The 13,455-nt window shown below is 54.9% G+C and carries 11 protein-coding genes; 6 read left to right on the top strand and 5 right to left on the bottom strand.

All coding sequences use genetic code 11. The annotated features are described in order from the left end of the window. Position 1 precedes the first annotated feature (1 nt). From SD69_RS10300 to SD69_RS10285, 4 genes are all read right to left on the bottom strand, one after another. Positions 2-880 (bottom strand): carbon-nitrogen hydrolase, encoded by an 879-nt coding sequence (locus SD69_RS10300; protein ID WP_041523157.1) that lies wholly within the window; start codon positions 878-880, stop codon positions 2-4. Next, on the bottom strand, positions 877-1,908 hold the full coding sequence (locus SD69_RS10295) for an agmatine deiminase family protein (protein ID WP_041523156.1): 1,032 nt from the start codon (positions 1,906-1,908) through the stop codon (positions 877-879). Before SD69_RS10295 ends, SD69_RS10300 begins: the two co-directional genes overlap by 4 nt. A gap of 147 nt (positions 1,909-2,055) precedes the next feature. Next, a complete protein-coding gene (locus SD69_RS10290) occupies positions 2,056-2,598 on the bottom strand; it encodes a hypothetical protein (protein WP_041523155.1) in 543 nt (180 codons plus the stop codon). Positions 2,599-2,609: 11 nt separating this feature from the next. Beyond that, entirely contained in the window at positions 2,610-4,319 is a 1,710-nt protein-coding gene (locus SD69_RS10285) for a hypothetical protein (RefSeq protein WP_157471655.1), read from the bottom strand. Positions 4,320-4,552: 233 nt separating this feature from the next. Here SD69_RS10285 and SD69_RS19060 point away from each other — a divergent pair, with 233 nt between their 5' ends. Next, positions 4,553-5,041 (top strand): J domain-containing protein, encoded by a 489-nt coding sequence (locus tag SD69_RS19060; protein ID WP_041523154.1) that lies wholly within the window; start codon positions 4,553-4,555, stop codon positions 5,039-5,041. On the opposite strand, the gene SD69_RS10275 is transcribed toward SD69_RS19060, so the two are convergent. Then, on the bottom strand, positions 5,025-5,888 hold the full coding sequence (locus SD69_RS10275) for a methyltransferase domain-containing protein (RefSeq protein ID WP_232301176.1): 864 nt from the start codon (positions 5,886-5,888) through the stop codon (positions 5,025-5,027). The genes SD69_RS19060 and SD69_RS10275 overlap by 17 nt on opposite strands. A 39-nt stretch (positions 5,889-5,927) precedes the next feature. On the opposite strand from SD69_RS10275, the gene SD69_RS10270 reads away from it, so the two are divergent. The 5 genes from SD69_RS10270 to SD69_RS10250 all read left to right on the top strand — a co-directional run bounded on the left by SD69_RS10270 (position 5,928) and on the right by SD69_RS10250 (position 13,454). After that, on the top strand, positions 5,928-6,209 hold the full coding sequence (locus SD69_RS10270) for a GIY-YIG nuclease family protein (RefSeq protein ID WP_041523153.1): 282 nt from the start codon (positions 5,928-5,930) through the stop codon (positions 6,207-6,209). Further along, positions 6,206-6,784 (top strand): tRNA-uridine aminocarboxypropyltransferase, encoded by a 579-nt coding sequence (locus SD69_RS10265; protein ID WP_041523152.1) that lies wholly within the window; start codon positions 6,206-6,208, stop codon positions 6,782-6,784. Before SD69_RS10270 ends, SD69_RS10265 begins: the two co-directional genes overlap by 4 nt. Before the next feature lie 31 nt (positions 6,785-6,815). Next, positions 6,816-9,746 (top strand): insulinase family protein, encoded by a 2,931-nt coding sequence (locus tag SD69_RS10260; protein WP_041523151.1) that lies wholly within the window; start codon positions 6,816-6,818, stop codon positions 9,744-9,746. A gap of 281 nt (positions 9,747-10,027) precedes the next feature. Beyond that, positions 10,028-10,882: a PP2C family protein-serine/threonine phosphatase gene (locus SD69_RS10255; RefSeq protein ID WP_052481055.1), complete on the top strand. Its 855-nt coding sequence runs from the start codon at positions 10,028-10,030 to the stop codon at positions 10,880-10,882. 7 nt (positions 10,883-10,889) lie between these two features. Continuing rightward, positions 10,890-13,454, top strand: a complete 2,565-nt coding sequence (locus SD69_RS10250) for a bifunctional serine/threonine-protein kinase/formylglycine-generating enzyme family protein (protein ID WP_041523150.1) — start codon at positions 10,890-10,892, stop codon at positions 13,452-13,454. The last annotated feature ends 1 nt before the right edge of the window (position 13,455 follow it).

Genomic DNA, 13,455 nt, shown 5'->3' with positions numbered 1-13,455 from the left:
GTTAGTCACGGTAGAGTTTCGTAAGATCGGTATAGGCATCAATACGTCGATCCCGTAAAAATGGCCAGATACGGCGCACGTGTTCAGAGCGCTGCATATCGACTGCTACCACTCTGGTTTTTGCCTCTGCGCCAAGTTCAAGCAGCAGCTCGCCCTGGGGGCCAGCGACAAAGGTATTGCCCCAAAACTGAATGCCGGCACCACCTTCCGGGTCGGCCTCGTGTCCAACGCGGTTTACGCTAATAACCGGTACGCCATTGGCAACCGCATGGGCCCTCTGCACGGTTACCCAGGCATCGCGCTGGCGAAGCTGCTCGGCTTTGTCATCGGTAGGATCCCAACCGATGGCGGTAGGGTAAATAAGGAGCTCGGCACCAGCCATGGCCATGAGACGCGCGGCCTCGGGAAACCACTGATCCCAGCAAACCAATACCCCCAATCGCCCAACCGAGGTGTTAATAGGCGTAAAACCTAAATCACCCGGGGTAAAATAAAACTTCTCGTAAAAACCCGGATCGTCAGGAATGTGCATCTTGCGATAAACCCCGGCAATTGTACCGTCGGTTTCGAGTACCACAGCGGTGTTGTGATATAAACCTGTCGCACGCTTTTCAAACAAAGACGCTACGATAACAATGCCCAACTCTTTAGCCAGGGCTCCTAATGAGTCGGTACTCGGCCCGGGAATCGTTTCCGCTAACTCAAACTCGTCGACGTCTTCACGCTGACAAAAATACAAACCGCGGTGCAGCTCCTGCAACACCACCAGTTGCGCACCTTGTGCAGCGGCCTCACGAATCGCTGAGATACTCGTTGCAAGGTTTGCCGCAAGATCGTCACTACAGGCGTGCTGCGCCACGCCGACGTTAAGTACTGTCATACTACAACCCCCTCAGGTAACTGCATGGTAATACAGTGCAAGCTGCCGTGTTGCTCAATCAGCACCCGGCAATCAATACCTACCACGTCATAGCCCGGAAACGCCTCAGCTACAGTGCGCAATGCAAGCGCGTCTGACGGATCCTGGTAGGTTGGGACTAAAACCGCACCGTTTAAAATTAAAAAATTGGCGTAGGTAGCCGGTAAACGTTCACCGTCTGCCGAGTAAACCGGCTCGGGCCACGGCAACTCATAAAGCTCGTAGGCTGCACCACTCGCACTGCGAAATTCATGCAGCTCGGCTTTCATTTTAGCCAATGCCTGATGATGAACATCCTCAGGGTCGGGGCAGCCTACATAAAGAATACGGTTGCTGGGACATAACCGCGCCAATGTGTCTATATGGCTATCGGTATCATCGCCCTGTAAAAAGCCCGAGCTCAGCCAGTTAATGGTGCTTACACCAAAATATCGTTGCAGTACTTGCTCAACGTCTGTCTGGTTGACAGCGCCATTGCGATTTGAGTTCAGCAAACACTCGCGAGTAGCCATTAAAGTACCCTCGCCGTCAGACTCAATCGCCCCGCCCTCTAAAACAAAATCTATCGTCTCAAGAGGTGCCATAAAAGCACCGGCGCGAGCTAAGGCACCAGAGATGGCGTTATCGAGAGAGGCATCGAATTTCCCACCCCAGCCGTTAAACTGAAAATCCAGCAACTTAAAACCGGCATCGCTCGCAACGGTGATAGGGCCGTGATCCCGGGCCCAGGTGTCATCGCTATCGACATCGTATAAACGCACAACATCGTGCGGGACACCGCGTTTAGCAAGCAGTTCGGCAATCGTGTTATGACTGGAGGCCGGAGCCGCTATCAATAAGCGGCTATAGCGGCAGATGTGCCAGGCAAGCTCGGCATAAACCTGATAAACAGAATGCAGCAGAGGCTGCCAGTCGGTTGCCTCGTGGGGCCAACTCAGCATGACCGCCGCTTGGGGCTCCCATTCGGCCATTAGACGATATTGACTCATTCTGCTCTCTTACGTGATGCGCCTGGGCGCGATGACGGGTAGGCGCCAGCCGCTCGGAGCGGGGCTGGCAATACAGCTGCGAATAGTAAAAGTAATTACCCCCTCGGGCAACCGCTAAAGCCTACGCCGACGGCACGTAAAGGTACCCTAATAAACGCGCTCCTGGGCCGGTAATACGCGCTTTTCAGGTATGGTTTTAGGCTCTGCCGATAACGCTTTGGCCTCCGTAGGGCCCGCCAGCACCACAAGCGCTAACGCCCGCCGGTCCAGGCCGGTGGCGCCGCCACTGTTAACGACCTCGAGGTTAATATAGTACTTGCCGGGGTAATCGGCCCGCACCTCAAGACTCATGAGCATCGCATCAAGAGTGTCGGCGCTGTTTAAAGTTTGCTCTAAAGAGCCTGTAACCACTGACAAACCCGAGTCTGGCGAAATACTTACCCGAAAGCTTGTCTCCGGCAAATCCGTGACCAGCGATAAATCAACCTCTGTCACAACCCCTACATCCACTCGTTGCCGAGGGTGCAATAACCTTACCGGTAGCGCCGGCTTACCAATGACTGAACCCACTTGCGCCGTATTGAGCACCTCTGCCGAGACGACCGAGCTGTCAGCACCGGCGCTATCCACAGAACCATTACAAGCGGCCAACAGCCAGGCAAAGCACAATAACGGCACAAGCTTAATCATGACAACAACCTCTAAATTGACGTAAGCGAGACATTAAAACACGCCGGCTGGTAATTTGGCGTTAGTGCATCAGCGTGATTCTGGTAATCGGTAACCGCGATGGCATAGCGCTCGCCCGCTTGCATATTCAAATCCAGCGATTCGGCATCCACTTGCGCACTCAAACCTACCCAGCGCTCTCCTGCTCCGTTTACCACGATGTCAGGGTCGGTCTCGGCAGCGCGCTCGCCGTTATTTTCCACCAGTAATCGATACTGGCCAGATGCGAATATCGTGGTTGCTAAAAACGCGTGCACACCTAATTTATTTTGCTGACCATTTTGCTGCGAGCTACACACTACAGCGCGGCCACCTGCCACCAAGTTAACGTACACAGGTAAAGCGCCTTGTGTGCTTCCGTTATTGGTCTCTGCCTCACCATAAGCGTCGCGACTCACAATAAGTTGCTGATTCATCAGCCTGTCTAGTTCAGCAAACGCTTGCGGGTCTAGCTCCGCCAGGAGCTCAGCAAAACTAAAGATACTGGTAAACGCGGGGATAGTTTCATAGCGGAGGTCACTAAACACCGAGTAAATAGCATCGAAGGCACCAAACTCCGCAAGGTGATAAAATATTGATTGAATCGATGACTCACTGTACCACCCCCGTACGGCCGGATTTTTTAAACTCACATCAAAACCTGATGAACGTGCCTGCCTCAAGCCAAATGTATCGCGGTACTCGGGGTCAGCCAATACGTAAGCTGAAAAGCCATTGGCAAAGCCCTCAGAATAGGCCACCCGCATATCGAGCCTATCGGTAATAGAGTGGTCGCCACCGATAGAATCTGAGCGGCCACCCAACTGCACCTCGACAAAGTGCCCCCACTCGTGGGCAATAACATGGGCGTCGTATTCATCGCTATCCACCCCAGCCTGCCCCAACACATAAACTGCAGCACCATTGTAAAAGCTGGTACCAATATCACCGTCGCCATAATCGCCAATGGCTACGGTATTATTTTCAGACCACCGAAAAATACTGGTAGGTAACGTCAGGTTCGGATCGACCTCAAGCAGTGATTGCATCGAGCGGTACGCCGTATCGAGTATCGCAAAAGGCGCTGCCGCGCGCGGTTGACTGTACTGGTTACCGTCCCAACCCGAGCCTGCGTGTAAATCACGCATTGAGTCTGACTGGCCGCTATTTAGCAACTCTCCCTCAAGCACATAAAGCGCATTATTCGCTGTATTATCTTCAACACGAATTTCCCAGCGCTGGGCGGCATCGGCATAGCTATAAGCCTCGACTTGAACTTTAACCTGACGGTCACGCGGTGACGTCAACGTGTAGTGCCCTTGCTGATCGGTTTGCGCAGTAGCCACCACTGCGCCCGCCTCATCGATCAAATTGACCTTCGCCGCGCGCACGGGCTTATGCGCCGTGGCGTTATAGTCGAGCCCCTGAGCTTTACGAACCGGAACAAAGTCGTAACTTACCGAACCACTGATGTAAACCGAATTGGATGACGAGCTCGAAAAGCTTGATGTGCTGCTGGACGATACGGAAGTGGCTACAGAAGACGACGAGATAATAGCGCCGCCGGAATCGCCGCCCCCTCCACCACCGCAGGCACTCAGCAGCAGCGCACTGATAACAAACAACCAGGTTTTTACGAGCGACAGCCAACAAGGTAGCCAATACGCCCCCTCAGGTTTAACGGCAAGGTTTGTAAAAATCATGTTAGCACCAGGCATTACCGAGGCTCCCAGTGCTTTAATAAAAGCCTGCGAGGGATCAAAAGTTAAGCTCCAAGCTTAACGAAGTTTTACTACATGTGCGACCACACAGCTCGCCGCTATGTACTAGCCGTAACTGAGCAGAGATTGTTTACCGTAACCGGGCCTTAGCGATACCCGATAAACAGTGGTAAAGTTACCCAACCTTTTAGCCAAAAATCCCAACGGAGTCCACGGTGTTTCGTCTGATCCCCATTATCGCACTATTGGCACTGCTGTTTTTTGGCGTTTCCTGGCTGCGCAAGCTACCGCCGGGTAAAAAGCGCCAGGCCGTCACGCGGTTATTGATCGGCGCACTGGTCGTTACTTTGGTATTTTTAGCCATTACCGGGCGGATTCACTGGCTGGGCGCGGTACTTGGGGCTTTAATACCACTTGGCAAGACGTTACTGGGATTAGCCGCACAGTTTTTACCTTTTTTACAGCGTCACAAAGCGGCGCAAAGTCCGCCGCCCGATAGCCAAAACAGCAATATCAGTTTAGAAGAGGCGCTGCTCACACTTGGCCTAAAAGACGGTTATCAAGCAGGCACGCTTACTCAAAATGATGTGGAGCTCGCTCACAAGCGGCTGATTCAAAAGCTGCACCCGGATCGCGGCGGCAACGATTACTTAGCGGCCCGGATCAACGCGGCCAAAACCTGTGTGCTTAAGGCGCTGAGCTAAACGGCTTTTGTAACAATAAATGTACGTAGCGCCCTAGATCGCGATAAGGCTGCTGGCGAGAGAGCTTCTGCTCTAGCTCCAGCACGGTAACCTCCTCCCGCCGGCGCTGCTCCGGGTCCAGAATATAATCGTAGAACACCCTTATACCGCTGTGACACAATACTTCCAGCTCACGGCTCGCCGCGTATTGCAGCAATGCCTCTGGGGTTGCGGGGTTGATCGGCGTCAAGCTGCCACGGTGGGGACGGTAATCGTCGCTTTTGATTTTTTTGTAATTGGTACGCAGCAGGTTTTTATAAATCAACCCGTGCTTGTTGTAAAAAATCAGCGATAAGTGCCCACCGGGGCGCAGCAGTGTCAACAGGTGATCGAGCAAAGCAAAAGGCTCTACCACCCACTCAATCACGGCATGACATATAACCAAATCGAACGGCGCGGTAGCGTCTGGCAAGTACTCTGCCACGGCTTGCGCGGGGCACTGCAGCAACTGCACGTGCTCGCTAGCCCCTAATACCGCGGCCTGTTGCTCAGCTATTTTGAGCATGTTGGCCGAGATATCGCACAAGGTGAGCGAATGCCCAGCCGCCGCCAACGGCAGTGAGAACTGCCCCTGGCCACCACCGGCATCGAGAATATTAAGGGTTTTATCGGGTGTTAGCGGTACATAAGGGGCGATGGGTAAAAACTCAGCAAAATCTCGCGCCAATACGGCCAGACGAATTTGACCTTTTAAACCACCGTAAATATTGCGGCTAAAACGACCGGCTAAATCATCAAAGTTACGATCCTGGTGGCTGGACTCAATGGGCATAATAGTGCGGTACCGAAAGGCGCCCCGATCGGGCATAATGGCAGGATTATACCTTATGCAAGCCGCCCTTAATCCATGTGGTACACCTACATTATCCTTAGCGACAACAACAAGTTGTATACCGGCATTACCACGGACATAAACCGCCGCTGGCAAGAACACGCCAGCGGTGTGCGAGGCGCGCGATTCTTTCGTACCTGTAAGCCGGTAAAGCTGTGCCGCTTAGAGTCGTTTGCCAATCGGGCCGATGCCAGCGCCCGCGAGGCGGCCATTAAAAAGCTTGCCCGCCCGGCCAAAGAGGCCCTGATTGCGACTAGCTCTCCCGTGCCACTACCTGTATTAGTGCCCGCCGAATGAGCCGCCGCCTGTGCCCAAGCTGCCAGCGGCCCCAGACGCGCTGCTTGTGTGACTACATTTGCCCTATTGCTAACCAGATAGAGGTTTTACTGGTGCAGCACCCGGATGAACATCAACACCCTAAAAATACCGGCGAGCTACTGGCGCGCAATTTACGCTTGTGCCGCTTGCATATAGCCGAAACGCTCGACCCGGCAACCGCACAAACCCTGTTAACGCCCAATACCGCGCTGCTTTACCCAAGCCTGCCCGATACAGCCACTGCGGAGACCAAACAGGCGGTGCCTGAGCGCGTAGAGCGGTTAGTCGTGCTTGATGCGACCTGGCGCAAGAGCCGTAAAATGTTGTTTCTCAATCCGGCGCTGGCCGCTTTGCCACGGGTCAGCCTTACTGAAACACCCGATAGCCTGTACAGTATCCGCAGCGCCGCCAAGCTCAATCAGCTTTCCACATTCGAAGCAAGTTGTTACGCTCTGCAACAATTAGAGGGCAACGCCACCCTGTGCCAACCGGCGTTAGCCGCCTTTACCGATTATATGAACCACTTGGCAAGCTTTGACCCCAACCGGAGCTAAGCGCAAGCGGGCCACCAACCATGAGTAATCTATGAGTACACATCAGCACCCCGAATTTGAGCATTTACGCAGTAAATCATTAGAGTCGTTAAACCTGACGGTCGAAGAGTACCGCCACCGCAAAACCGGCGCACAGCATATTCACCTCGCTTCAAGCAATAACGAGAATGTATTTTTAGTGGCGTTACGCACGGTGCCTACCGACTCTACCGGGGTCGCGCATATTTTAGAGCACACAGCACTGTGCGGCAGTAAGCGCTACCCGGTGCGAGACCCGTTTTTTATGATGACCCGGCGCTCGCTCAACACCTTTATGAATGCTTTTACCAGCTCGGACTGGACCGCTTACCCTTTTGCCAGCCAAAACCGCAAAGACTTTAACAATCTGTTAGACGTGTATCTGGACGCGGTCTTTTTTGCCAACTTAGACCCTCTTGATTTTGCTCAGGAAGGCCACCGCCTGGAGTTTGCCGAGGCGAACAACCCCGACTCAGAGCTGACCTATAAAGGCGTGGTATTTAACGAAATGAAAGGCGCCATGAGCTCGGTGCCATCGCAGCTGTGGCAAAAGCTCGCGAGCCACTTATTCCCCTCCAGTACTTACCATTACAACAGCGGCGGCGAGCCCGAGCATATCCCCGATCTGAGCTATGCCGACCTGCAGGCGTTTTATAAGCATCACTATCACCCCAGCAACGCCGTATTTATGACCTACGGCGATATCTCCGCGGCTGAACATCAGGCCAAGTTTCACGAGCAGGCGCTGGCCCAGTTTGAAGCACTCGACAACACCATTGCCGTCAAACCCGAAAAACGCCTGCACGCGCCCATTCGGGTCGAAGACGCCTACCCACTGGATCTCGATGAATCCGACAGCGCCTCTAAAGACAACAAAACACACGTAGTAATGGGCTGGCTGTTGGGCCAGGTAACCGATCTGGAGGCCGCACTAGAAGCCCACTTACTGGCCAGCGTGCTATTTGATAACAGCGCCTCCCCGCTAACCATGGCGCTGGAGCAAACCGATTTGGGCCAGGCGCCGTCGCCTTTATGCGGCCTGGACGACAGTCAATTTGAGATGAGCTTTGTCTGCGGCCTGGAAGGTTGCGCCAGTGATAGCACGCAAGCCGTAGAACAAATGATTTTAGACACCCTGACGGCAGTGGCCAACGATGGCGTGCCCACCGAGCAAATCGAATCGTCGCTGCATCAGTTAGAGCTGGCCCAGCGCGAAGTTGGCGGCGACGGCTTCCCCTACGGCCTGCAACTGATTATGACGGCCTTAACCGCCGCCACCCATCGTGGCGACACCGTTGCCCAACTGGATTTAGAGTCCGCCCTGGCGAGGGTTCGTAAAACCGTAGCCGAGCCAGATTTTATTCAGCGCCGGGTGCGCGAGTGGCTGCTGGATAACACCCACCGGGTCACCTTAACGCTGCGCCCCGACGCCCAGATGTCGGCCCGCGCTAAAGCGGCCGAGCAAGCCAAACTGGCCGCGATGAAGGCAACGCTAAGCGACGCCGAAAGCGAAGCCATCGTCAAGCAGGCCAGCGCCCTGGAAGCGCGCCAAACCCTGCAGGAAGACGACAGCATCTTGCCACAGGTAACGCTCGCCGATATTCCAGCCGAGATGCACTACACCCCAGGCAGCCACGAAAACATCGCCGGCTACCCACTGCGTAGCTACGGCGCCGGCACCAACGGTTTGCTGTATCAGCAAGTCGTGATCAAATTGCCGCAGCTTAGCGAGCAAGAGCTGCAGTTACTGCCGATTTACGCCTTGGCGCTCACTGAGGTTGGGCTGGGCGATTTAGACTACCTGGCAGTGCAAACCCTGCAGGCGCAGCGAGTTGGCTCATTAACCGCCAAAGCGGCAATTCGCAGCACTGGCAACAACCCCCACGAGCTTGACGGTTACTTGGTGTTATCGGCTAAGGCGCTGGCAAAAAATGCCGAGCTTACCACCGAGCTTATTCACCGCACCTTGCACCAAGCACGCTTTGACGAGCTTGACCGGTTACGCGAGCTGGTGGCGCAATCGCGCGCGCGTCGCGAGCAAGGCGTGCCCGGAAGTGGCCACGTGCTGGCAATGACCGCTGCCTCAGCGGGCATGACGCCAGGCGCTAAAATCAGCCATGACCTTGGCGGCCTTGGCGGGCTCACAGAATTAAAAGTACTGGATGACTCACTGGCCGACTCGGCTGGCCGCGAGGCATTGTCCAGCGCGCTACAAGCCATGCACGAAAAAATTAAACCCGCTCCGCGCCAATTTTTGCTAGTGGGCGAAGACGAGCAGCTGCCCCACTACCGCCAACTGCTGGAAAACTACTGGCCGCTGGCCAGCCAAACCAGCTTTGCCCCACTGCAGGTGCCGCATAAGCCACAGCAAGTAAAAGAGGCATGGCTAACCAATACGCAGGTTAACTTTTGTGCCAAAGCCTACCCCACCGTAGGCGCCGATCACGCGGATGCCCCGGCCCTAACCGTATTGGCCGGCGTACTGCGTAATGCCTATTTACACCGCGCGATTCGCGAGCGCGGCGGCGCCTACGGCGGCGGTGCCAGTCAGGACAACAACAACGGCGTATTTCGCTTTTACTCCTACCGCGATCCACGCCTGAGCGAGACACTCGACGACTTTGACAGCGCCCTCAGCTGGCTGGAAGAGCAGCCTATCGACCCAAGCGAGATCGAACAGTCTATTTTGGGGGTGGTAAGCAGCATCGATAAACCCGCCTCACCGGCCGGCGAAGCTAAACAAACGTTTCAGGCCGAGTTGTTTGGTCGCACCCGCGAGCTGCGCGAGCAGTTTCGTCAACGCATTTTGCAGGTAACCGGTGACGACATTAAGCGTGTTGCCCAAGCCTATTTGCAGCCGGACAAAGCCAGCACCGCCGTTATCTCCAGCGCTGGCAATAAAGAGGCATTGGCCGATGCCGGCTTCAGTATCAAAACCCTGTAATTGTCAGTGAGCACTGGTCGTGGTTTTTAGCGACCAGCTGTTCTACTATTGGCGTTTGCGGCGCAGTTGTTCAGCTTGTTGCGAGCTGCGTCCTATTCAGTGCCGTGGTTGTCCGTGTCATACTCGTACGCCATAAACATTGGCGCTTACGTGGAAATATAAGCAACTGCTTAGGGTTTTAGGGTACTATTCCATGAATAAAGGATGGCGGTATTACTCTGGATTGATCGCGCAATAACAACCACGTACCGCCCGAACGAGGTCTAAGGCCCGAAATCAGGATGAAGCACTCACCCATACAGGATTTGGAATCAAGCTCCGTCACCAACCCGGGACGTAAGCGCAGCAACAATGAAGATTGCTTTTTAAGTCTTCCTGCGCACTCTTTGTGGATGGTGGCCGACGGCATGGGTGGTCATGAAGCGGGCGAAGTCGCCAGTGAAATAGTTCGTAAAACCCTCGAGCAAAAACCCAATCAGCCACTGCCTGATACTATTCAAGCGGCGCACCGCGCTGTACTGAATGCGGTAGCCAGTGGCGTGGGCGCCGAGGGTATGGGCTCTACAGTCGTGGCGCTGCGTAGCAACCCCGAGCAATTTCAAGTTGCCTGGGTTGGCGACAGCCGCTCGTACCTGTTCAGCCGCAACACGGGTGAATTAGAGCTATTAACGCGTGATCACTCCTACGTGCAAATGCTATTGGAGTCCGGCGCCATTGCCGCTAACGAGGCGCACACGCACCCGGATCGCAACATCATTACCCAGTGTTTGGGCTCACAAGAGCTGGACACTGTGACCGTTGACCATATCGAACGCCAGTGGCAAGAGCAGCAGTGGGTGTTGCTGTGCAGCGACGGGTTAACCGACGAGCTGAGTGACGCCGACATTGCGCAAATCCTACAGCGCTGTAAAACGCCGCGCGATGCCACCCGTGCTCTGATGCAAGCCGCGCTCAATGCCGGTGGGCGGGATAACATCACATTGCAAATCATCGCGGCCCCCAAACACACGCCATCGCTACTGGAAAAGCTATCCCATTGGGTGCCGGTATTTAGTCACAGCCGCCGCCTCGATACTTTTATTTATCTGGCCGCCATTAGCGTGTTGGTGGCCCTGCTCTACTGGACTTTGTACTGATACACCCATGTATATTCCCGGCTATCGAATCATTCGCAAAATTAACCACGGTGGCATGTCCACTGTGTACTTGGCTATTCAGGAGAGCGTCGGCCGGGTCGTCGCGTTAAAAGTTATGTCGCCGGCGCTAAATGGCGACCCGAGCTTCAGTGAGCGGTTTCAGCGCGAAGCCAATATCGTGGGCCAACTGTCGCATCCCAATATTGTGTCGATTTACGATATTGGCCGGCACGAAAGCTTAAATTACATCGCCATGGATTACCTGCCGGGCGGCTCGATACACGACAAAATGCTCACTGGTATCGAGCCCGACGCCGCGCTCGAGATTTTGCGCGAAATGGCCTCGGCACTCGGTCATGCCCACGAGAAAGGCTACATCCACCGCGACATCAAACCCGAAAACATTTTATTTCGCGATGGCGGCTCGGCAGTACTCACCGACTTTGGTGTGGCGCTCGCGCGCAACAGTGGGCCGCGGGCCACCCATGCCGGCACCGTGGTGGGCACCCCCCACTACATGAGCCCCGAGCAAACCCGCGGTAAAAATGCCGACGGCCGTTCAGACTTATACAGCTTGGGCATCGTGTTTTATGAGATGCTCACGGGCGCCGTGCCCTATCAGGGTGACGAGGCAGTGGCCATTGCCTTAAAACACCTCGCCTCACCCCTGCCCAAGCTGCCAGCACAGTATCGTCGCTATCAGGACATCCTCAACAAGCTGCTCGATAAAGAGCCCGACAAACGCTACCAAACTGGCCGGGAATTGGTGGTTGATATCGAGCTACTGCAGTTAAAAATGCGAGAACTGGGTGACGGCGATGGCGACGGTCAGAACCTTAGCCACCAGTTTCAAGCTTTAACACACACCATCGGTTGGCGCTTGGCCAATAGTACCAAATCCATCAGCCACCAACTGTGGAGCAACCTCCGTGGCCTGCGCTTTTCTCGCGAACAGGGTTTTCATCAGGTCGAGCCCGAACAGGTTGCCTTAGGCGATTACCCTACCCGGCAAAACACATTGGTCGCCACTCAGTTTCAAAAATCAGCACAAGCTACTCTACGCTTTAGCTGGCTACTCAACCGCCCCAAACAACAGCGCTGGCTGGCCACAGGCGTAGTGTTACTGCTGGGGCTGTTTGTTATCATTTGGTTGTTTAACCCCTCGAGCCCCCCACCCGAAGCGCCTACACTGGCCGAAGATGCCAAACCGCAAGGCTCCGCCACCATTGCCTGGCAAGCCGATCAAACTAACAACGACGAATTAACCGGCAACCAAGAGTTACACGCTGCGGCCAGTGAAGCCTCGGCTGATACCGCTGGCGAAAACGCAGCCAGCATCACCGACACAGCAACCCAGTTTTCTAGCCAAGCAAGTACTGATGCGATAACCGATAACGGGGGGAGAATACGCCAGAGCGCCGATGCCGACGCTCCCAACCTGCCTGAGGAAACGAGCGATACCTTGGCTGTAAGCTCAGAATTAACACTGGAATCCAGTAATGCCGCGCGCTCGACCGAAGCCGAGCAAGGCAACGAGCTAAATGAAGCCGACGATTTGACGCTTGCATTGGCCGACAGCTCTGACCCCGAGACTGAATCTAACTCAGCGTCGGCGGCCAAATTTAGTTTTACCGTCAACCCGGAGCCCAGCAATGCGCGCATCCGCATTATGAACATACGCGCCAAATACACCCCCGGCATCGAGCTAAAGCCCGGCCGCTATCAGGTCGAGGTAACCGCGCCTGGCTACCGTAAATACCTGCAGTGGGTAACGCTCGACCAACAACCGTTAACCAAAACTGTTAGCCTGCGCGAGCAACGCGAGGTGGGCAGTGTGTTTTCCAGCACGCTTTCGGGCAATACCCGGGGCCCCTCTATGATTGTCGTACCCGCGGGGCAATTCCCGATGGGTGGGCCGGACAACAACAGCCAACCGGTGCACAAAGTAAACATCAATAACCGTTTTGCCGTTAGTCAGCACGAGATCACGTTTGACCAGTACGAGCTATTTGCCAAACGCAAAGGCATGCCGCTACCGGGAGACAACCGCTGGGGACGCGGCGACCGCCCGGTGATAAACGTCAGCTGGGAGGAAGCCGATATGTACGCAAAATGGCTCAGCGAGCAAACCGGTATGCGTTACCGTCTGCCTACCGAAGCGGAGTGGGAATACCTGGCCAAAGGCGGTAAAGCACAAGAGTATGTGTGGGGCAACAACGCTAAAGATGCGGCGGGTTACGCCAACTGCCGGCGCTATTGCGACAGCGAGTTTACCGGATTCTTTAGCGGTAAAACCGCCCCTGTGGGCAGCTATAAAGCCAACGATTTTGGCGTGTTTGATATGGCAGGCAATGTCGCCGAATGGGTGGCTGATTGCTACCGCGAGGGTTATCAAGGCAACTCGCCGAGCGCTGAAGCCTATCAGCAAGCAAACTGCCCGGCTCGGGTGGTACGCGGCGGATCGTTAAAATCCGACGCTGGCGACACCAATACCTACAGCCGCCAATTTCAACCACAGCATACGTACCACGAGGATGTCGGCTTTCGCCTGGTGGTCGAGCTAAACAACTAGC

It is taken from the genome of Gilvimarinus agarilyticus, from assembly GCF_000832015.1.
Lineage (GTDB): Bacteria > Pseudomonadota > Gammaproteobacteria > Pseudomonadales > Cellvibrionaceae > Gilvimarinus > Gilvimarinus agarilyticus.
This window is presented reverse-complemented; position numbering and strand designations above follow the sequence as displayed.

Bases quoted from the DNA above. Each gene is read 5' to 3' on its own strand.
- SD69_RS10285 (WP_157471655.1), bottom strand. From the start codon at position 4,319: ATGATTTTTACAAACCTTGCCGTTAAACCTGAGGGGGCGTATTGGCTA.
- SD69_RS10260 (WP_041523151.1), top strand. From the start codon at position 6,816: ATGAGTACACATCAGCACCCCGAATTTGAGCATTTACGCAGTAAATCA.
- SD69_RS10295 (WP_041523156.1), bottom strand. From the start codon at position 1,908: ATGAGTCAATATCGTCTAATGGCCGAATGGGAGCCCCAAGCGGCGGTC.
- SD69_RS10290 (WP_041523155.1), bottom strand. From the start codon at position 2,598: ATGATTAAGCTTGTGCCGTTATTGTGCTTTGCCTGGCTGTTGGCCGCT.
- SD69_RS10250 (WP_041523150.1), top strand. From the start codon at position 10,890: ATGTATATTCCCGGCTATCGAATCATTCGCAAAATTAACCACGGTGGC.
- SD69_RS10255 (WP_052481055.1), top strand. From the start codon at position 10,028: ATGAAGCACTCACCCATACAGGATTTGGAATCAAGCTCCGTCACCAAC.
- SD69_RS10265 (WP_041523152.1), top strand. From the start codon at position 6,206: ATGAGCCGCCGCCTGTGCCCAAGCTGCCAGCGGCCCCAGACGCGCTGC.
- SD69_RS10275 (WP_232301176.1), bottom strand. From the start codon at position 5,888: ATGCCCGATCGGGGCGCCTTTCGGTACCGCACTATTATGCCCATTGAG.
- SD69_RS10270 (WP_041523153.1), top strand. From the start codon at position 5,928: ATGTGGTACACCTACATTATCCTTAGCGACAACAACAAGTTGTATACC.
- SD69_RS10300 (WP_041523157.1), bottom strand. From the start codon at position 880: ATGACAGTACTTAACGTCGGCGTGGCGCAGCACGCCTGTAGTGACGAT.